Source organism: Actinomadura luteofluorescens, assembly GCF_013409365.1.
Classification (GTDB): domain Bacteria; phylum Actinomycetota; class Actinomycetes; order Streptosporangiales; family Streptosporangiaceae; genus Spirillospora; species Spirillospora luteofluorescens.
Genome location: NZ_JACCBA010000001.1, coordinates 5,022,374 through 5,041,872 on the forward strand (window position 1 = coordinate 5,022,374; position 19,499 = coordinate 5,041,872).

The following is a 19,499-nucleotide window of genomic DNA, read 5'->3' on the forward strand; positions in this document are numbered from 1 at the left end:
GTTCTGCGTCGTTCTTCAGGTCTGCACAGTTCTTCGGGACGCGAGGCCCGGTCGGTTGCATCCCCCACCTGCGGGGGCCGTGAGCGGCAGGACGTCAGTGGGCCCGCACGGTCGCCCGCGCCTTCGGCTTCTGGCCCTGCTCGGCAGCGCGGACGATGCCCGAGCACATCCCACCGAAGATCACGTCGTGGAACGGACGGAACGCCCACCAGTACGCGTGCCCGGCGAGACCCCGGGGGTGGAACAGGGCCCGCTGCGTGAGGGACGTCCGGGAGCCGTCGCGGCGCACGGAGAACTCCAGCCAGGCCAGCCCCGGCAGCCGCATCTCGGCCCGCAGCCGCAGCAGCCGCCCCGGCTCGATCTCCTCCACGCGCCAGAAGTCCACCGCCTCCCCGATCCGCAGCCGGCGCGGGTCGCGGCGGCCGCGCCGCAGCCCGACCCCGCCCACCAGCCGGTCGAGGACGCCCCGGGCCTGCCAGGCGACGGGGAAGGAGTACCAGCCGCGGTCGCCGCCGATCCCCTCGACCACCTCCCACAGCCGCTCGGGCGGCGCGCCGGTCCAGCGGACCTGCTCGTCGGTGTAGAGGCTGCCGCCCGCCCAGTCCGGGTCCGTCGGCAGCGGGTCGCTGGGCGCGCCGGGCGTGCTCGCCGACGACCAGCGCGTCGCGACGTCCGCCTCCCGGACGCGGCGCAGCGCCAGCTCGACCGAGCGCTCGAACCCGACCGTCCCGCCGGGCGGCGGCGGCACGTACTCGGCGAGGTCGTTCTCCCTGCACACGACCTCGTTGCGCAGCGACTCCACCAGCGGTCGCGCCAGGGCGCCGGGGACGGGGGTGATGACCCCCACCCAGTGGCTCGACAGCCACGGGCTCAGCACGGGGACCGGAAGGATGATCCGCCGCTTGAGCCCCGCCACGCGCGCGTAGCCGCGGATCATGTCGAGGTAGGTGAGCACGTCCGGCCCGCCGATGTCGAACCCCCGGTTCACGTCCGCGGGCAGGTCCGCGGCCGCCACCAGGTAGTACAGGACGTCCCGGATCGCGATCGGCTGGATGCGGCTGCGCACCCAGCGCGGCGTGACCATCGCCGGCAGCCGCTCGGTCAGGTACCGCAGCATCTCGAACGACGCCGAGCCCGAACCGATGATCACGGCGGCGCGCAGCCAGGCGGTCGGCACCCCGCCGTCCAGCAGGATCCGGCCGACCTCGGCGCGGGACCGCAGGTGCGCCGACAGCTCCTCCTCCGGCTCCATGCCGCCGAGGTAGACCAGCCGCCCCACCCCCGCCTCCCGCGCCGCGGCGGAGAACGTGCGCGCCGCCCGCCGGTCGGTCTCGGCGAAGCCGCCGTTGCCGCCGATCGCGTGGATCAGGTAGTAGGCGACGTCCACGCCCTCCAGGGCCCGCCGGGTCGACGCGGGGTCGGTCGCGTCGGCCTCGACGATCTCCACCCGGTCCGCCCACGGCTGGTCGCGCAGCCGCTGGGCCGAGCGCGCCATGCACCGCACCCGGAATCCGGCGTCCAGGAGTTCCGGCACGAGGCGGCCTCCGATGTAGCCGCTGGCTCCCGTGACGAGGCAGAGCCGCCCTTCCCCGGTGTCCATCGGTCTCCCTCGGTCGTCGTCGGCCGGGCGGGCCGGGCCGCCCTCGTCGGGGGTCATCGGTCGTCCGGGTCGATGATCGGCGGCGGGTAGTCCAGTGACCGCCTGCGGTCCTCGTCCAGCGTCCAGGGCCGGTGGACGCGGGCCCCCTCGACGCCGGCGAGCTCGGGGACGTACCTGCGGACGTAGTCGCCGCGCGGGTCGAAGCGCGCCGCCTGCCGGAACGGGTTCATGACCTGGTCGGGCCGGGTGCTGTTCCCCGTACCGGCGACCCACTGCCAGTTCCCCGCGTTGTCGGCGACGTCGCCGTCGACGAGCCACTCGTTGAAGTGGCCGAGGCCCCGCCGCCAGTCGATGCCGAGGTCGCGGGTCAGGAACGAGGCGGTGATGAGCCTGGCGCGGTTGTGCATGAACCCCTCGCGGTGCAGCTGGCGCATCCCCGCGTCCACGATCGGGACGCCGGTCGTCCCGTCGCACCACGCGGCGAAGGCGTCCTCGTCGTCCTTCCACCGCCGGTCGCGCGACCGGTAGTCGCGCCGCGGCAGGTCGGGGAAGGCGGCGGCGACCTGGTGGTGGAAGTCCCGCCACGCCAGCTGGCGCCGGTAGGCGTCCGGCGCGGCCTCCGCCAGTTCGCGCGGCGACACGCAGCCGAACTTCACGTACGGGCTGAGCCGGGACGTGCGGTCGGCGGCGAGATCGTCGCGGACGTCGTCGTACTCGGCGGCGTCGTCGCGCAGCCACGCCGCCATGCGCTCGCGTCCCGCGCGCTCCCCGCCGGGCGCGAGGTCGGGGGACGGGGACCCCGAGGTCAGGTCGGCGAGCCGGGGCAGCGCGCCCGGCCTCACACCGGACGGCAGCCGGACCTTCTCGGGCGCGTCCACGGCCGGGCGCCACCGGGCCGCCTCCCAGGCCCGCCAGTACGGGGTGAACACCTTGTAGTGGTCGCCGCTGACCGGGGTGAGCTCGCCGGGCGTGACCACGGTGATGCCGGGGTGCGCCGTCACGTGCAGGTCGAGGCCGTCGGTGCGCGCGGCCTCCCGGACGCGGTCGAGGCGCCGGGCCGCGTACGCCGTCCGCTCGTCGGCGAGCAGCAGCGAGCGGGCGCCGGTCTCGCGGGCCAGCCGGACGACCTCCCCGGCCGGGTCGCCGCGCCGCACCACCAGGTCGCCGCCCCGGTCCTTGAGCGACTTTCGCAGTTCGTCCAGGCTGTCGAGCAGGAACCGGACACGGTTGGGCGCGGCGAACGGACCGTCCAGGATCGCGTCGTCGAAGACGAAGACCGGGACGATCCGTCCGGCCTCGCAGGCCGCGGCCAGAGCGGGGTTGTCGCGTACCCGGAGGTCGCGGGTGAACAGCATCAGCGAGGTGTCCATCACCTGAGTCTTCGGAGCCGGGGGCGCGAACGGTTGCGGTAGGCGATGTCGCCGTTCAGCGCGGTGGCGAACGCGCACCATGCCGCGTAGGGGAGCAGCGCGGCGGCCGCGGCACGGTCGGCGCGGGCCGTGCGGCGGATCAGTTCGGCGTTGCTGGCGTCCAGCAGCAGCGTGCCCGCGACCCCCGCGCCCGTGCTGCGGCGGCCGAAGAACAGGTGGTTCCAGCCCGCGTTCAGCACCAGGTTGACGCCGAGGCTCGCGGCCAGGGCGCGGCGCCGGCGGCCTCGCGACCTCAGCAGCGCGCGCCCGCCGGCCCAGGCGACGCTCGCGTACAGCGGCGTCCACACGACCCCGAAGGCCCAGGAAGGAGGCTGCCACGGGGGTTTGTCGAGGGCGCGGTACCAGCGGCTGCCGGGATCGACGGCCTTGGCCCCGGCCGCCGCGGTCGCCGTCACCGCCGCCGCGGTGGCCCCGTAGACGGCCCACCGGGTGCTCGTCCGGACGTGATGCCGCTCGCTCGTCGCACTCATGGCCGTGAGCCTTCCCGCTGCGGCGGCATCCGCACGTCCGCGTTCGCTGAGGTCAGGGCGGCCCGGGATGCAACCGGAACGACCGGCTCCGGCGAAGACCAGGGAGACCGTACGACCAGGCGGCCGTGCGACCGGTGGGCTCGTCCGCCCGGGGACGTCGCGGAACCGGAGACGCCGTACGCTGTGCCGTCGGAGCAGCACGGGAGATCGAAACGCATGCGTGGGGAGACGGACCGGGAACCGGGACTGGGCGTGGGCGCGGTGGCGCGGCGCCTGGGCCTGGCGGCCGCCACCCTGCGCACGTGGGACCGCAGGTACGGCATCGGCCCGAGCGGGCGCAGCCCCGGCGGCCACCGCCGCTACACGCCCGGGGACGTGGCACGGCTCGAAGCGATGCAGCGGCTGATCCTCGCGGGCGCCCCGCCGGGCGAGGCGGCCCACGTCGCGCTGCGCGAGCCGCCCGGCGAGCCGCGCCCGCCGCGCGGGCACGGCGCCGGAGGCAACCGCGTGCCCGTCGGGGAGGCGCCCGCCGGAGCGGACACCGCCGAGGTGCGCGGCCTGGCCCGCGCGGCGATGTCCCTGGACGTCCCCGCCATGAACGACGCCGTCCGGACCGCGATCGCGCGGGACGGGGTCGTGCGGGCCTGGGACGGCCTGATGGTCCCGGTCCTGGTCGGCATCGGCCGCAAGCACGCGTCGTCCGGCGGCTGCGTCGAGGTCGAGCACCTGCTGTCCACCGTGGTGCTCGGCGGGCTGGCGGAGGTGCCGCCGCCCGCGCGGCCGGTGAACGTCCGGCCCGTCCTGCTGGCCTGCGCCCCCGAGGAGCAGCACAGCCTGCCGCTGTACGCGCTGGCCGCCGCGCTGGCGCAGGGCGGTGTCGCGGCGAGCCTGCTGGGGGCGCGGGTGCCCGCGGACGCCCTCGCCGCCGCGATCCGGCGTACGGGGCCGGGCACCGTCTTCGTCTGGTCGCAGATCGCCCGCACCGGCGACCCGGACTGGCTGTCCGATCTTCCGGGAACCCGTCCCGCGGTGCGGCTGCTGGCCGGCGGCCCGGGCTGGAGGCGGGACCGGCTGCCGGACGCCGTCCGCTTCGTGACGAGTCTTTCCCAAGCCGTCACCGAGATTTTGGACGGCCCCGCGGCGCCCTGATCCGCCGGGAAAGCCGCACGATCGCATCACCCGTCGCCGTGTCGGGCTCGACGCCGCCCCCGGAATCGACTATGAACAAGTTTTGAAACGATTCCCTCGGGAAAGGCCCAGCTCATGAACCTGGGAGAGCGGCTCGCATGCGGGGACGAGACCGCGCTCGCCGAGTGCTACACCTCGCTCGGCCCGCTCGTCCGCCGCCATGTCGTCCGGCTCGTGCCCCGGCACGCCGTGGACGACGTCGTCCAGCTGGTCTTCCTGGAGGTCTGGAAGTCGCGCCGCCGCTTCGACCCGTCCCGCAACCTGGAGCCCTGGGTCCTCGCCATCGCCCGCAGGCGCGCCATCGACCAGCTCCGCGCCGAGGCCCGCCACTACCGCAGGACGCTGCCCCTGGAGGACCACGCGGAGCTTCCCGCCGCGCGGACCCCCGACGCCTCGCCGTCCGTGGAGACCGCCTGCGACGTCCGGGACGCCCTCGCGGTCCTGCCGCTGCCGCAGCGGCAGGCGATCGTCATGGCCCACTTCGGGCAGCTGACGCAGACGGAGATCGCCGACCGGCTGTCCGTCCCCCTGGGCACCGTCAAGGCGCGCACGGCCCGCGGCCTGCGCCGGATGAGAGAGCTCCTATGACCGCCGCCCCCTACCCGCGTCCCCGGCTCGCGGTGTCGAGCTGCCTGCTCGGCGCCCCGGTCCGCTACAACGCCGGCCACAGCCGCGACCGGTTCCTCACCGACGTCCTGGACCCGCACGTCGACTGGGTCCCGGTCTGCCCGGAGATGGAGATCGGCCTCGGGACGCCGCGTCCCACGCTCCGGCTGCTCACCGACGGGCACCTCGTCACCCATGACGGGTCCGCCGACCACACCGCCGCGATGACCGCGCTGGCCGAGACCCGCGTCCCCCAGCTGGAGGACCTGGACGGCTACGTGCTCAAGTCGCGCTCGCCGTCCTGCGGGCTGTTCCGCCTGCCGCGCTACGCCTCGGGAGGGCCCGGTGAGCGCACCGACGGCCAGCCCGTGGACCGTCAGGGCCGCGGGGTGTTCGCCGAGCTCGTCCGCGAGGCGCTCCCGGACCTGCCCGCCGAGGAGGACGGCCGCCTCCGCGACCCCGTCCTGCGCGAGCACTTCATCGAGCGCATCTTCGCCCACGCCCGGCTCCGCGAGCTGTTCGGCGCCGACTGGCGGCCCCGCGACCTCGTCGCCTTCCACAGCCGCCACAAGCTGCAGATCCTCGCCCACGACCCGTCCGCCTACCAGGCGCTCGGACGGATCGTCGCGCAGGCGGGGACCCGGCCACGGGACGAGCTGGAGACCGACTACCGGCACGCGTTCAGCGCGGCGTTCGCCGTCCGCCCCAAGCGCGGGCGCCACATGAACGCCCTCCAGCACGTCTTCGGGATGCTCAGCGACCACCTCGACGACACCCGCCGCCACGACCTCCTGGCGGCCATCGAGACCTACCGCCAGGGACAGTCGCCCCTCAGCGTCCCCATCGCGCTTCTGCGCCACCACGCCAAGGGCGAGGGCCTCGGCTACCTGACGCAGCAGACCTACCTGGACCCGTACCCCGCCGACCTGGTCCTCCGCCACTACCTGTGAGGCAGAAGCGAACGGGCCGGCGGTGAGAGCGAGTCTCACCGCCGGCCCGTCCGGTGGGCACCTGTCCGTTCAGAGGGCGGCGGGCTCCAGAGCCCGGTCGGCGGCCTGCGCCTCGGCCGCCGGCGGCGCCTCGGGCGCGGCGGCGGCCTTCGCCCGCCCGGGCAGCAGGAACGCGACCCCGACCATCACCAGGGACAGCGCGGCGCTGATGACGAACGCCAGCCGCATCCCGTCGAGCTGGGCGGCCGCGGCGGCGACCCCGTCGGCGATCCGGCCCTCGGCGCGCCCGGTCATCACCGTCACGACCAGCGCCGTGCCGAAGGCCGCGGAGACCTGCTGGAGGGTGCCCAGCATCGAGCTGCCGTGCGAGTAGAGCGGGGCCGGGAGCGCCCCGAGGCCGAGGGTGAACACGGGGGTGAACGCCGCCGCCAGCGACACCATCAGCAGCGAGTGCAGGCCGAGGACCTGCCAGTACGGCATCGTCGCCGAGATCTGCGTGAACCCGGCCAGGGCGAGCACGATGCCCGCCGCCCCCGGGATGATCAGCATCCGCCCGCCGAAGCGGTCGAAGAGCCGTCCGACGACCGGGCCGAGCAGCCCCATCGCGAGCCCGCCGGGCATCATCAGCAGGCCCGTCTCCAGCGGCGTGAGCCCGCGCAGGTTCTGCAGGTAGATCGGCAGCAGGATCATCGATCCCATCATCGCCATGAACCCCAGGGCCATCAGCAGCAGCGAGAGGGCGTAGACGGGGTGCCGCAGGACGCGCAGGTCCAGCAGGGGGACGTCGCGGCGCTGCAACCGGAGCTGGCGGACGGCGAACACCGCGATCGTGACCGCCCCGACCGCGACGATCACCGTGGGGACCACCGCGCTGCCCTGCCCGAACCTGCTCAGCCCGTACACCAGCGAGCCGAACCCGAGGGCGGCGGCCGCGACGCTGAACCAGTCGATGGTGCCGGCCTGCGGCTCCCCGACGTTCTCCAGCCGTCCGAGGCCCCGCCAGGCGACCAGCGCCGCGACCGGCAGCACCGCCGCGAACAGCAGCCGCCACGAGCCGAGCTGCAGGATCAGGCCCGACACCGCCGGGCCCAGCGCCGGCGCGACCGAGATCGCCATGGTCACGTTGCCCATCACGCGGCCGCGGTCCTCCTCGGGCACCACGGTCATCAGCGTCGTCATCAGCAGCGGCATCATCACCGCCGTGCCGGTCGCCTGGACGATCCGCGCGAGCAGCAGCACCTCGAACACCGGCGCGACCGAGGCCAGCGCCGTCCCGGCGAGGAAGACGCCCATCGCGGTGGCGTAGGCGCGGCGGGTGGTGACCCGCTGCAGGAACCACCCCGTCACCGGGATCACCGCGGCCATGGTCAGCATGAACGCGGTCGAGAGCCACTGCGCGGCCTGCTCGGTGACGTCCATGTCCGCCATCAGCCGCGGGATCGCGTTGATCATGATCGTCTCGTTGAGGATCACCACGAAGGTGGCCAGCACCAGCAGCCGGATCACGGCGGGCGTCTTCGAACGGCCGGGCGCGGTCCCCGCCGTCCCGCCGCTTGCGTGCTCTCGCATCGTCGTCATGCCGGGTTAGACCGGCGCCGCCCGAAGAACTCATCGCTCGATTCGAGAATTCTTTCGACTGCCCGGCGGCACCGGCCCGCCACCAGCGAGAACACCCGCGGCGGACGGAACCAGATGATCGCGGACGGCGTCGGACCGGTACGCGGGAACGCCCCTCCGGCCCGCGGACGGGCGCGCACCTCCCGCGAGAGGGGAACACGGTGCCCAGCTATCTGCAGACTCTTCCGCTCCACACGATCACCGAGGTGTACGGCGAGGCCGGACTCCGCGACCGGTTCTCCCGCGAGATCCTGCGGTTCCGCGAGCCGGACTGGCGGCGCCTCAGCACGGCGCTCGCGCTGGCCGGCGACCTGCACCGGCAGGACCGCCGCGTCCGCGAGCCCGTGGTCAACCACCTGCTCCGGGTGACGCTGCGCATCATGTGCCACTACGAGATGGACGACGCGGACCTCCTCGTCGCCGCCCTCATGCACGACTCCGTCGAGGACCACCCGGCCGACCTGGCCGGCGACGGCCACGCCGATCCGGCGGAGGCCGCGCTCGGCGTCCTGTCCGCCGAGTTCGGGCCGCGCGTCGCCGAACTCGTCCGCGCCGTGACCAACCCCGTCTACGACCGCGGCGGGGACGTCCACGCCCAGTACCGCGCCCACGTCGTCGAGAGCCTGGAACGCCACCCGGCCGCCCGCGTCATCAAGGTCTCCGACTTCACCGACAACGGCGTCGGCCTGATCCACACCACCGGCCCCAAGCTCCGCAAGCTGGCCCGCAAGTACCGCCCGCTCGTCCCGGAGCTCAAGGACCTGATCAACCGCCCCGACACGCCGCTCAAGGAGCGGATCAAGCAGCACATCACCGGCCAGCTCGACCGCGCCGACGAGCGCTTCACGGCCATCCTGCAAGGCCACGCCGTCGCCGCCCGGGCGAGCTGACGCCTCTACCGCCTCCTCGCGAGCGCGCCGGCCCGCTGCCTGGCGATGTTCCGTACCTTCCGCGTCCCGCCGCTCTCGGCCAGCAGCTCAAGGACGGGCAGGAAGGCGGTCCTCTCCGCGAGCATGCGCTGCATCCAGGGCGTGGTGCCCGCCAACTCGGCGGACGACGGCGCCCGCCCCTCCTCGACCGCCAGGTAGACCGACCAGTCGTGGACGCGGCGACGCACGAACTCGCGGTGCCCGTCCGCCTCCAGCCTGCGCAGCTCCGGCAGGAGCCCGGCCGCCCACCGCTGGAACCCGCCCGGATCGCCGGCCCTCTTCGCGACCTCGTCGACGAGCTGGACGACCGCCGTCTTGGCCACCGACGAAACGGGATCGCGCAGGATCAGCGCCACGATCCTGCGCCCGGCGTCAGGACGTCCGGACGCGGCGACCGCCGCGACGGCCTCGCAGTACACCCGAACCCGCACATGCTCGTCCTCGACGGCCCCGTCGACGTCCACACCGAGCATCCCGGCATCCGCGACCACCGCAGCCACATCCGCCCGTAGCGCCACCAGCTTCGCCACCCCGTCCAACAAGAGCTCGCCGAACACCGGTTCGGCCAGTTCCAAGGCCAGCCAGAGGGCCTCCAGGCCCAGGCCGGTGCGCGCACCAGGCCCCCGAAGCGGCGTACCCCTCGTGGAAGACAAGGTAGAGAACGGTGAGCACCGAGGTCAGCCGGTCTGGGAACTCGGCGGTGCGCGGCACTTGGTAGGGGATGCCGCCGTTGAAAATCTTCTTCTTTGCTCACACGATCTGCTGAGCGACCGTTGCCTCCGGTGCCAGGTAAGCCCGCGTGATCTGGTCTTTCGGGGCTGTCTCCAGCCCGCCGAGCAGCCGCAGTGTCAGCGTGGTCCGCGCGTGCGGCGAGGGCGCCGGCAGGACGTGGAGATCAAGCGGAGCTGGTCGTCGCGCACTGGTCCCGCCTCTCCGGGCCGGTCGGATCCGTTCAGCAGCGCCTGCGCGTACCGGGCCTAACGGCTGGACTCGCGGCGCAGGCGGTCGATCGCCCGGTTGCGGGCGGTGGTCACGATCCATGTGCCAGTGTTTGGGCGGCGGGGCGTCCCAGGGCCACCGCGGACGCGTCCTGCACGGCCTCGTCGGCCAGATACTCGGCCCGATGGACCCCGCCAGATCCATCCGCGCCCTACCTCCACTACGCCTCTTCGAAACGGCCGCACCTCGATCGGTGCCCTGCACGCCAGCGCGCACTTTGCCCCCGGGTCAGCGCCTAGTCCAGATTCTCGCACTGGATGATCCAGAGCTCCTTGGTCTCGGCGAACGGCCCATCGGCCTTCATAGCGGACGGGCGGCGGGCGGCGACGGGTATAACGATCACGGCCGCGACCACGTGCGTCAGCATCAGCAGTGTCTTCGTGACGACGGTGGCATCCGCGAGCAGATCCGGTGCCAGCGACAGCGCGGTGAGCGCGGCGAATCTGGACCCAGGACGATCTGCCCCGTTTACGCGCGCGGTCTCCGCTGCGTTCTAAGTCCGCTGACCAGATCACACGAGCGGCGATGCGATGTTCGTAGGCGTACGTGACCGTGCCCTGTCCTTGGCCACGACAATCCCTCTATCCACCTCCGGGCCAGAGCAGCCAGCCGCCACCAGGGCCCTCGGTAACCCGGCTGCGCTCAGTGCTTGGTGCTGCGCCCCGAGACGTAACTCAGGATCTCGGAGTGGCCGTCTGGGTGGCCTATACACGGAGCCTTTTTCAGCGGCAGCTTCGGAGGCGCTGGTCACAGCATGATCGCGGACGGCGTGGACGATGCCGGACGTCAAGAAGCCCCTGGTAGGACGGTTGATCTCTCACAACCCCCGTCCCCACCAGAGGCCTCGCATGCTTTTGTACCGTGCTTCGCTGCCTTTGTCGCGTCAGACCCTGACCTACGCCACCGGTGTGGTCCGCCGCCACCGAAGGGCCATCGGCAGCAAGGGCCGGCGCCTACCCCCGGGCATGCAAGCACTGATGACCCTGGTCTACCTGCGTAAGGGCGAGACCTACGCCGAACTGGGCGCCGGATTCGCCGTCTCCACCACCACCGCATGGCGCTACATCAACGAGACCGTCGACGTACTGGCCGCCCACGCGCCCAAACTCGGCGCGGCGCTGGCCAAAGCGGTCAAGGACGGCCTGCCGTACCTGTTGCTGGACGGCACCTTGATCTCGATCGACCGGGTCGCCGCCGACCGGCCCTACTACTCGGGGAAACACCGCCGCCACGGCATGAACCTCCAGGTCATCGCCGCACCGGACGGGAGCCTGCTGTGGGTGTCGGGACCGTTGCGCGGGTCAGTTCACGACCTGGCCGCGGCCAGGATCTGGGGCGTCGTCCGGGCACTGGCCGCCACCGGCCTGCCGGTGCTGGCCGATAAGGCCTACCAGGGCGCCGGCCCGCACATCCTCACGCCCTACAAGGGACGCGACAAGCCCGAACCGCAAAAGGACGCCAACCGTGCACACGCCAGGCTCCGCGGACCCGGCGAACGCGCGAATGCCCAGCTCAAGTCATGGCGCATCCTGCGCAAGCTGCGCTGCTGCCCCCACCGCGCCGGCCGCCTCGCCAAAGCCATCCACACCCTTCAACTCCGCGAGACCGCATCACGTTGAAAAGAGCTCACGGCAAGGTGATCCTTCAGTCCGTCATTGGGGTGAATGTGAACCGGTCCAGCGGGAGCCGGAGATCGGCTTCACAACCTATCAACCTATGTCGGAAAGGGCCTCGACCGCGCCTTCGATGGCTTCCCTAGAAGGTAGATGGACACGGCCGAATTTGTCGGCGGCTGGGAGTGAAAAAGTCTCAAAACAGAAGGGTTCAGGTGCCGCAGCGAGCAGGTCCTCTGGTCGTTCCTTCCGACCCTTGATCCCCGCACGAAACTTCGGATTAACCACATATAGGTTAAGAATGGTACGGCCGAGCCATGCGTCCACGCGAAAGAGGGCGTCGGCGAGGGGGTGGATCCTGACGTCCAGACCAGTAGAACGGAGATTGGCGAGGACATAGATCTCTCGGAGGAATGAATAGAAAGCATTGCCGATCCGCCATTGCATGGCGGCCCTCGCCGTCTGTCCGGTTACGCCAGACCCCGCAACCTCGGCAATCTTCTCCTGGGCAGGCTCCCAGAGCATCGTCCGTGCACGCTGGTCCTCGCTTGCGAATTGCCTGAACTCCTGCCACGTCGGGACATGCCCGAGGCTCTCGAGTGTGAAGTGAAAGACGTGGGTGAAGGCGAAGTCAGGTCGCCAGTCCCTGATGTCAACGATCTGAGCGACATCGCCTCGCTGGATCTCGCCAAGGGCATGTTCCCTATAGTTTGCCGCTGTCTTCCGGCAGACTTCCTCGATGTCTCCGGGGCGGATGCTGTAAGCAGCGAGTGTCTGGTGAGCGCTGACGTGACTCACGACATGCGCTCTGCGGGCAGCCCAGTAGGAGTACTTCTCCTTCGTGGCCGGGGTGACGTTGAAGAGGTCAAGTACGTCGGCGGCGGTGGTGGCCTCGGTGCCCATAGCGACTCCGCGGTCTCGGGAGAGGAGCAAGATCAAAGTAGGATGTCATGGTATGGGCGGCATCTGACATCCGTAGCTCGATGCGGCGTCAGTGGCGGTTTGCGGCCGGAGCTGGACGAAGATCTGCAGAGGGCAGGCGCCTTCGCTAGCCTGCCCTCCGTGTCAGCCTCCCCCGTAGAGCAGCCGCCGCTCTCCTCACCTGAGCCTCCAGACGACCCTGAGCTCCGCGCTGTAGCGGCGGACTTCCTGAAAGCAGACCCGGAAGGCGCGCGGATCGCTCGTGTGCTGCGGCGTACGTACGACATACTGCTCGACGGGCAGCACACCGGCCGTTACAGGTGGGAGCAGCTCCACAAGACCGAGAAGACCCACTTCGGCACGCTGGTTGAGATCAACCTGCAGCGTGAGTTCGACCTCGAAGATGGCGCCACTATGGACTTCGCTATCCGTGGTATTGACGTCGACTGTAAGTTTTCCCAGAAGCTCGGCGACTGGATGATTCCGCCCGAAGCGATCGGGCACCTGTTGCTCGGGCTATGGGCCAGTGATGAAGAGGGCATCTGGTCAGCAGGATTGATTCGCGCTACTGAGGACGTCCTGTCTTCCTCACAGGGCAACCGCGATCGTAAGCGGTGGTTGTCCAAGGAGGGGAAGCGAGCCGTCAACTGGATCTACCAGGACCAGCCTTTGCCGGAGAACGCCTTGCTCCGCATCCCTGCTCACGATCTCGATGTGATTTTCAACTGTTCCGCAGGCGGCCAGAAGCGCGTGGACATGCTTTTCCGGCTAGCTCAGGGACGCCGGATCAGCCGCAACGTCGTCGCTACGGTCGCACAGCAAGACGACTACATGAAGCGAGTCCGCGGCAACGGCGGCTCTCGCAGCACCCTTCAACCCGAAGGGATCGTGATTCTTGGCCAGTACAGGAGCCATCAAGCCATCGCTGAGGCCCTGCGGCTCCCCGTGCCAGGGCCGGGCGAATCAGTCAGCGTGCGGCTAGCCCGCAGGGGTCCGCAGCATGGGGACGTGCCGACGGTCGTGCTTGGGGCTCAGCATTGGGCGGTTGCACTCCCCTCTGACGAGCCTGAGCCAGCCCCGGAACTCCCTGACATCCGCCGCAGGACGCTGCGCACATAGCCTATATCAGGCTTGAACGGGCAAACCTGCAACGGGACGGAGCCCCTCCCTCCAGCCGCCTGCTTTCGTCAGTCGTGCGCTGTACCTTCGAACCTGCGTTCGGCCGCGGTGGGCCCAACAGCCTCGATCACAGCATCAACAGCGGCGGGGAGGGGTTCGTGTTCCCAAAGACGCACGACACACCAGCCCGCTGCCCGCAGGGCAGAGTTCGCGGCCCGGTCTCGCTCCATGTTCCGGCGCAGTTTGGGCGTCCAGTACCACTCGTTTGTAGTGGGCTCCCGGCCGTGCTCAGGGCAGACATGCCAGAAGCAGCCGTCAACGAAGACGGCTACACGGCGCGCTGTGAAGACGATGTCTGGCCGGACGCGCACACCATCAGGAAGATCAAGCCGCAGATCCTTGCGGTATCGATAGCCGAGCGCGTGCAGAGCTTTACGAAGAGCTACCTCTGGCTTGGTGTTGGAACGCCGGTTGGCGCGCATGTTGCGCGATCGCCCCTCGTTCATGGGACGCGGGTACAGGCCCTTGGCCCATGCCCGCTCCCGGGGGTCGCTACCTGGTGTGTCAGACACGATGTCGCCGGGATCTGCTCTCGATTCGCCAACCTGGGGGACTCTTGAGAGAAGATACTGCTCATGACTGCTTCCCCGCTCGGCACTCAGGCATCAGAGGAGGACTCCGTGGCGGAGCAGCTCAAGGTTGTAGAGATCTGCGCTGGAGCGGGCGGTCAGTCACTCGGTCTCGAGCGAGCAGGCTTCGAGCACGCGCTCGCGGTCGAGCTAGACACCAACGCCTGCAATACCCTCCAGCTCAACCGGCCTCAGTGGAAGGTCGCGCAAGGTGACGTCGCTGACTCCGAAGTTTGGAGGCCAGCCGACTACAACGGCATCGACCTGCTTGCCGGAGGCGTCCCGTGCCCTCCCTTCACCATCGCCGGCAAGCAGCTAGGCGCGACTGACGAGCGCGACCTCTTTGCCTGGACCATCAAGCAATGCAAGGTCATACGACCTAGAGCCTTGCTTCTCGAGAACGTCCGCGGTCTCAGCATGAACCGCTTCAACGCCTACCGGCAGGCCGTCCTCGACGAGCTTCACGAGCTGGGATATGTCGGCGACTGGAAGCTCCTGCAAGCAGCTGACTACGGGGTGTCGCAACTGAGGCCACGCTTCGTGCTGGTTGCTATGCGGCCAGAGGACTTTACCTACTTCGAATGGCCCCAGCCTCAGCCTGCTCCTCTCACAGTCGGAGAGCTACTCCACGACCTCATGGCTTCCCGGGGCTGGCCCGGTGCCGACGCCTGGCGCAGCAAGGCGAGCAAGATCGCTCCAACGATCGTCGGCGGCTCCAAGAAGCATGGCGGGGCTGACCTGGGCCCGACACGCGCGAAGGCGGCTTGGGAAGCCATGGGCGTCGACGGGTGGGGAATCGCCAACGAGCCACCCGGGCCAGACGACCCCGTCGACCTTCTGCCAAAGCTGACCTGGAAGATGGTCAGTCATATCCAGGGGTGGGATGACGACCACTACAGGTGGAATTTCTCAGGGCGGAAGACTTCCATATATCGCCAGATCGGAAACGCTTTCCCTCCTCCCGTAGCCGAAGCGATCGGAACGTCGATCCGGGATGCCCTGCTTCATAAGGGCGAGCCACAGCGGATCGTCGAGGAAAGTCCGCGTATTCATGACCCCGTCTACAAGGTTCTTCGCAAATCCACCAGGTTCATGGACGTTGAGCAGATTTCTGCTCTCCTGCCTCATCCAATCGACCAGCCGACGCTTGAACGTCACATCAGCCACCTCAAGCGCGATTTCTTCATCGAGCAAAAGAAACGCGGCAGTACCACAGCCTACCGCCTAGGCGAGTTCAAGGCATTTACCGGCCAGGAAGACCACGCTCGCCACGAAGCCTTCCAACTCCAGCTACCCACGATTAGCTAAGGCTGGTCCAAAGTAGGTGGAGTCGTTCGTCAACGAGGGTGATGCGGAGTTTGGCCGGTTACCAAACCTGACGGTGGCCAGGCGTTGTACCACGCTTGTCTGCTTATACCGGCAAGCGTCGTTTTCCTCAGGCAAGGTACGCTTCTTGGCCCCGTTCGTCAGAAAGTGGCGCCGCGCCGGGATCGGCAGGCTTGGCGGGCACGCTGGAAGAGCCCACCACAATCGGCTTGGGTCGGCCCATACCCTGTCGTATCGGATCTGGTCGACGTACGGGGCACAGTAAGGATCACAACTCGCGACAGCACAATGTCTGGCCATCGTGTGGATGACTGGACTTGAGAAACATAGCGGCTGACACCGGGACGCGGAGCGGGGCTCTGCGTCCCGGTGGCGGTCGGGGACGGAGGTCAGCCGGTGGTGCCGGTCCAGGTGGCGGGGATGTGGGCCAGGCGGACGCGCTGGGGGTGGTCGCCGACGGGGACGGAGGTGATCTTCTGGCCGGTGCCGAAGTCGATGGCGGTGACCTGGTCGGCGCCGCTCTCGGAGATGACGCAGGCGCGGCCGTCGCCGCTGACGGTGGCCCAGTAGGGCTTGGACGCGGTGACCAGGGGGCCTTCCTGGAGGGTGGAGCGGTTGACGACGGTGGCGTAGTCGTCCATGGTCCCGGCGACGCAGAGCCTGCTTCCGTCGGGGCTCATCGACAGCCCGTGGTGGCGGGAGTCGTTGACGAAGGTCTTGCGGTCGTCGCTGGTCGCCGGGTTCTTCGGCAGCGTCCTCACCCGGGTGATCTTGTCGGTGGCCATGTCGTACTCGACGAGGCCGTTGAAGAACGAGACCTGGAAGTACAGCTTCGACTCGTCCGGGGAGAACACCGCGGGCCGGATCGCGTTCGAGAGGTCCTTGCGGCCGAAGGCGTCCAGCCGGGAGCGCATGTCGATGGTCTTGACGACCTTGTAGGTGGAGGCGTCGGCGATCGTGATGTGCCGGTCGCCCTTGGTCCAGTCCTGGGACGGGTCGTCGAAGTCCGTCTCGACGTTCCCGATGGACATGTTCAGGATGTACCGGCCGTCCCTGGTGAAGATGTTCTCGTGGGGCTTGTCGCCGGTGGCGAACGAGCCGAGCTGCCTGCCGGTGGCGATGTCCAGGACGTGGACGACCTTGCCGAGCGAGGCCGACACGGCGACCTTGGTGCCGTCGGGGGAGACCGACATGTGGTCGGCGCGGTAGCCCGAGACGGCGAACCGCCACCGGACCTTCCCGGTGGTGAGGTCGATGGAGACGACGTCGCCGAAGCTGGGCCGCGAGGCGACCAGGGCGGAGCCGTCGGGGGTGGAGTACAGGTCGTCGACGAGCTGGTCGTGACCCTCGCCGGCGGTGGCGCGGATGCCCAGGAAGACGGCCAGGTTGATCGGGTTGAGGTAGATCGCGGTGAGCCGCTGGCTCTTGTCGGGGACGACGTCGATCCGGCCGATCCTGGCGAAGTCGCCGCTGGACTTGATGACGTCGGCGGTGCCCTCCCAGTTGTTGCCGACGAACATCACCTCGCGCAGGGGGGCGGCGTGCGCGGTGGTCGCGGCGACGGCGGGGGCGAGGGCGCCGGCGGCCAGGACGGCCGCGGCGGCGATGCTCCGCAGGCGACGGTGCGGTCTGGGGCGGGCAGGGGTGGTCGCAGCGTGCATGCTTGCTTCTCCCAGGGGGGTGGGGGTCGCCCAGAGGGGGCGGGAGCGCGGAACCTTTCCGCGTCCATGCCGGCGCACGGCGGCCAGGCGGGACCCTCCCGCGCGGGCCGCGGCTCCGGCTGCGCGGTGACGAACGGTCGCGGGCATGGCCGACCCTGGATTCCGCCGGCCTTGTGGGCCGCATGAGAATCCGCCCAAATCCGAACATCACCGTATTCAGACTTTGGTTACTGGATAGTAGGCAGGGGTGCTGTGCGCCGCAAGACCCGTATCGAGGGATTCCGCGCTAGGCGGGGATGATCAGGCCGTAGTGCCCGTCGTAGCGGTGGTAGAGGACGTTGCCCCGCCCGGTCTCGGCGTCGCGGAAGAACACCCAGCGCACGCCGGCCACCTCCAGATGCTCGATCGCCTCCTGGATGGTCAGCTCGGGCGCGGGACGCGGGCTGATCGTCAGGGGGATGGCGCGGGGCGCGCCCGTCCGCTCGCGGGGCGTCGTCTGCGCCAGCCGGTACCCGTGGTCGGCGGGGTAGATGACGCTGTCCTCACCCGTCTCGACGTCGGTGAACAGCAGGAACCCGTAGTCGAGCACCTCCATGTCGAAGGCCGCCTCGTCGGGCGTCTCGGAGGTCAGCGTGAACGACTTGTGCCGGATCAGCTCGCGCTCCTCCGGGGGGCGCGGGTAGTAGTCCGGGCGCTGGGTCGGCTCGGCGCCGTGCCGCCACTCGTGCGGGCCCGTGGCCGGGCTCGTGGGGTACGCGCCTCGGCGGGCCTCCCAGTGCCGGGAGACCCGGTCGAGCCGGTTCAGCAGCCGGTCGTGGAGCCGGTCGACGGCCTCGGTCATGGTCGGCGCGGCCACCTGCGCCCGGACCAGGCGGCCGTTGACGTCCAGGTTGGCCTGGGCCGTCGCCGGGCGCGGCACCGCCGGGTCCGGCGACATGATCAGCTTCACGCGCGCGAACAGCACCGGCTCGGGCGCGTGCGTGAACACCGCGCTCACCTTGGAGCGCGCGTAGTCGGTGGCGCCCTCCGGCACCCTTCCCCGGTGTTCCACGGCCACCTCGGGAGCGGCCCTGGTCGTCGCCCGGTCCATGTCGTCCCCCCGTCGCTCTACCGCTTCGCCCATTCGGCCGGCTGGTGCTCGATGGTGGAGTCCGAGGACGGGAAGAACGTGCTCTCGTGGCCGTCGTCCCACCGCACCAGGTAGGGCGGCTCTCCGTCCCGTCCGTGCACTTCGAGGATCTCGGCCCTGCGCGCCGCCTCGCCCACGTGGTGCCCGTGGACGATCAGCCGGTCGCCTTCGCTGGCTCGCATCGTGTCCCCCTCACGTAACGTCGAGTCCATCGTGCGGCCGGACGGCGGGGCGCCGCCAGGGCCAAAGGTCCATATATGTGCAGGTCAGTCGATATGCGGCTAATCCGGCTATCCGGCCGGGGGAGGGGAAGGACTCCGGGAGAGCGGCCGACGGGAGGACGATGTCCGACAGGAGCACGATGCCGGCCCGGATCGTCGCGGGTACCGCCCATCCGGGGCTGGCGGCCGCCGTCGCGGCCGCGCTGGGCGTCCGGCCGGTGCCCTGTGAGGTCGAGCGGTTCCCGGACGGCGAGCTGCGGCCCGTCGTGTCCGGCGTGCAGGGCGGGGACGTCTACGTCGTGCAGCCCACCGGGCCCGCGGTCAACGACCACCTCGTCGAGGCGCTGCTGCTCCTGGACGCGTGCCGCCGGGGCGGCGCCGAGACGGTCACCGCGGTCCTCCCGTACTTCGGGTATGCCAGGCAGGATCGCCGGGGCAGGGCGGGCCAGGCGGTGGGGGCCAAGGTGGTGCTCGGTGCGCTGGCCTCGGCGGGGGCGGACCGGCTGATCGTGGTGGAGCCGCACACCGTCGCCCTGGAGGCCATGTGCCCGGTTCCGGTGGAGATGCTGACGGCCGTCCCGATCCTGGCCGAGGAGCTGGCGGAGCTGACCTCCGAGACGGCCGTGCTGGTGGCGCCCGACCTCGGCGCGGTCAAGCTCGCCGAGCACTGCGCGCGGCTGCTGCGGCGGCCGGTCGCCGTGGTGCGCAAGACGCGGGTGAGCGGTGCGAGGGTGCACGCCGAGGAGCTGGTCGGCGACGTGCGGGACCGGCCCGCCGTCATCGTGGACGACATGATCAGCACGGGCGGGACGATCGAGGCGGCCGTGCGCGTCCTGCTGGCCCACGGCGCCTCGCCCGACATCACCGTGGCCGCGGCACACGGGCCGCTGGTGGACGCCGCGCGGGACCGGCTCGGCCGGCTCCCGATCCGCTGCCTGCTGGTCACCGACACGCTCCCGGCAGGCGGGGCGCGGGAGCCGCGGACGCGGGTGCGGTCCGTGGCCCCGTTGATCGCCGACGCCATCGGCCGCCTGCACAACGGGCAGTCACTGGACTCCCTGATGGTGCGCGGGTGACGCGCACGGACGCCG

18 protein-coding genes and 1 pseudogene are annotated in these 19,499 nt (G+C 70.4%); 8 read left to right on the plus strand and 11 right to left on the minus strand.

Going from position 1 to position 19,499, the window contains the following annotated elements; translation table 11 throughout:
- Positions 1 to 94: 94 nt before the first annotated feature.
- From BJY14_RS23395 to BJY14_RS23405, 3 genes are read right to left on the minus strand one after another with little or no spacing between them, the layout of a single operon-like run.
- The gene (locus BJY14_RS23395) at positions 95 to 1,600 is read right to left on the minus strand and encodes an SDR family oxidoreductase (protein WP_179845588.1); all 1,506 of its coding nucleotides are present in this window, start codon (positions 1,598 to 1,600) and stop codon (positions 95 to 97) included.
- Between the two features lie 53 nt (positions 1,601 to 1,653).
- Positions 1,654 to 2,970, minus strand: a complete 1,317-nt coding sequence (locus BJY14_RS23400; protein WP_179845589.1) for a cryptochrome/photolyase family protein — start codon at positions 2,968 to 2,970, stop codon at positions 1,654 to 1,656.
- Positions 2,970 to 3,500: a TspO/MBR family protein gene (locus BJY14_RS23405; RefSeq protein WP_179845590.1), complete on the minus strand. Its 531-nt coding sequence runs from the start codon at positions 3,498 to 3,500 to the stop codon at positions 2,970 to 2,972. Before BJY14_RS23405 ends, BJY14_RS23400 begins: the two co-directional genes overlap by 1 nt.
- A gap of 216 nt (positions 3,501 to 3,716) precedes the next feature.
- Here BJY14_RS23405 and BJY14_RS23410 point away from each other — a divergent pair, with 216 nt between their 5' ends.
- The 3 genes from BJY14_RS23410 to BJY14_RS23420 all read left to right on the plus strand — a co-directional run bounded on the left by BJY14_RS23410 (position 3,717) and on the right by BJY14_RS23420 (position 6,244).
- A complete protein-coding gene (locus BJY14_RS23410) occupies positions 3,717 to 4,649 on the plus strand; it encodes a MerR family transcriptional regulator (protein WP_179845591.1) in 933 nt (310 codons plus the stop codon).
- A 114-nt stretch (positions 4,650 to 4,763) separates the two neighbouring features.
- Positions 4,764 to 5,276, plus strand: coding sequence for an RNA polymerase sigma factor (locus BJY14_RS23415; protein ID WP_179845592.1), 513 nt, complete (start codon positions 4,764 to 4,766; stop codon positions 5,274 to 5,276).
- Positions 5,273 to 6,244, plus strand: a complete 972-nt coding sequence (locus BJY14_RS23420; protein ID WP_179845593.1) for a YbgA family protein — start codon at positions 5,273 to 5,275, stop codon at positions 6,242 to 6,244. Before BJY14_RS23415 ends, BJY14_RS23420 begins: the two co-directional genes overlap by 4 nt.
- A 69-nt stretch (positions 6,245 to 6,313) precedes the next feature.
- Here BJY14_RS23420 and BJY14_RS23425 read toward each other — a convergent pair whose 3' ends face one another.
- On the minus strand, positions 6,314 to 7,813 hold the full coding sequence (locus BJY14_RS23425; RefSeq protein ID WP_179845594.1) for an MDR family MFS transporter: 1,500 nt from the start codon (positions 7,811 to 7,813) through the stop codon (positions 6,314 to 6,316).
- Positions 7,814 to 8,022: 209 nt separating this feature from the next.
- On the opposite strand from BJY14_RS23425, the gene BJY14_RS23430 reads away from it, so the two are divergent.
- On the plus strand, positions 8,023 to 8,751 hold the full coding sequence (locus BJY14_RS23430) for an HD domain-containing protein (protein ID WP_218905564.1): 729 nt from the start codon (positions 8,023 to 8,025) through the stop codon (positions 8,749 to 8,751).
- A 5-nt stretch (positions 8,752 to 8,756) separates the two neighbouring features.
- Here the strand turns inward: BJY14_RS23430 and BJY14_RS23435 are convergent, their stop codons facing one another.
- Entirely contained in the window at positions 8,757 to 9,443 is a 687-nt protein-coding gene (locus BJY14_RS23435; RefSeq protein ID WP_218905565.1) for a hypothetical protein, read from the minus strand.
- A 581-nt stretch (positions 9,444 to 10,024) separates the two neighbouring features.
- Positions 10,025 to 10,216: pseudogene (locus BJY14_RS46665) on the minus strand (DUF6069 family protein); the annotation flags it as partial.
- Positions 10,217 to 10,637: 421 nt separating this feature from the next.
- Between BJY14_RS46665 and BJY14_RS23445 the strand changes: the two are divergent.
- The gene (locus BJY14_RS23445) at positions 10,638 to 11,408 is read left to right on the plus strand and encodes a transposase family protein (RefSeq protein ID WP_179845595.1); all 771 of its coding nucleotides are present in this window, start codon (positions 10,638 to 10,640) and stop codon (positions 11,406 to 11,408) included.
- Positions 11,409 to 11,498: 90 nt separating this feature from the next.
- Here the strand turns inward: BJY14_RS23445 and BJY14_RS23450 are convergent, their stop codons facing one another.
- Positions 11,499 to 12,305, minus strand: a complete 807-nt coding sequence (locus tag BJY14_RS23450) for a hypothetical protein (protein WP_179845596.1) — start codon at positions 12,303 to 12,305, stop codon at positions 11,499 to 11,501.
- Between the two features lie 159 nt (positions 12,306 to 12,464).
- On the opposite strand from BJY14_RS23450, the gene BJY14_RS23455 reads away from it, so the two are divergent.
- Positions 12,465 to 13,442, plus strand: coding sequence for a NaeI family type II restriction endonuclease (locus tag BJY14_RS23455; RefSeq protein WP_312879369.1), 978 nt, complete (start codon positions 12,465 to 12,467; stop codon positions 13,440 to 13,442).
- A gap of 68 nt (positions 13,443 to 13,510) precedes the next feature.
- On the opposite strand, the gene BJY14_RS23460 is transcribed toward BJY14_RS23455, so the two are convergent.
- Positions 13,511 to 13,948 (minus strand): very short patch repair endonuclease, encoded by a 438-nt coding sequence (locus BJY14_RS23460; protein ID WP_179845598.1) that lies wholly within the window; start codon positions 13,946 to 13,948, stop codon positions 13,511 to 13,513.
- Between the two features lie 174 nt (positions 13,949 to 14,122).
- Here BJY14_RS23460 and BJY14_RS23465 point away from each other — a divergent pair, with 174 nt between their 5' ends.
- A complete protein-coding gene (locus BJY14_RS23465; RefSeq protein WP_312879370.1) occupies positions 14,123 to 15,379 on the plus strand; it encodes a DNA cytosine methyltransferase in 1,257 nt (418 codons plus the stop codon).
- A gap of 407 nt (positions 15,380 to 15,786) precedes the next feature.
- Here BJY14_RS23465 and BJY14_RS23470 read toward each other — a convergent pair whose 3' ends face one another.
- The 3 genes from BJY14_RS23470 to BJY14_RS23480 form a co-directional block, all read right to left on the minus strand.
- The gene (locus BJY14_RS23470) at positions 15,787 to 17,058 is read right to left on the minus strand and encodes a YncE family protein (protein ID WP_179845600.1); all 1,272 of its coding nucleotides are present in this window, start codon (positions 17,056 to 17,058) and stop codon (positions 15,787 to 15,789) included.
- A gap of 286 nt (positions 17,059 to 17,344) precedes the next feature.
- The gene (locus BJY14_RS23475) at positions 17,345 to 18,148 is read right to left on the minus strand and encodes a sigma 54 modulation/S30EA ribosomal C-terminal domain-containing protein (RefSeq protein ID WP_179845601.1); all 804 of its coding nucleotides are present in this window, start codon (positions 18,146 to 18,148) and stop codon (positions 17,345 to 17,347) included.
- Positions 18,149 to 18,165: 17 nt separating this feature from the next.
- A complete protein-coding gene (locus BJY14_RS23480) occupies positions 18,166 to 18,369 on the minus strand; it encodes a DUF1918 domain-containing protein (protein WP_179845602.1) in 204 nt (67 codons plus the stop codon).
- Positions 18,370 to 18,530: 161 nt separating this feature from the next.
- Here BJY14_RS23480 and BJY14_RS23485 point away from each other — a divergent pair, with 161 nt between their 5' ends.
- On the plus strand, positions 18,531 to 19,484 hold the full coding sequence (locus tag BJY14_RS23485) for a ribose-phosphate diphosphokinase (RefSeq protein ID WP_246396058.1): 954 nt from the start codon (positions 18,531 to 18,533) through the stop codon (positions 19,482 to 19,484).
- The last annotated feature ends 15 nt before the right edge of the window (positions 19,485 to 19,499 follow it).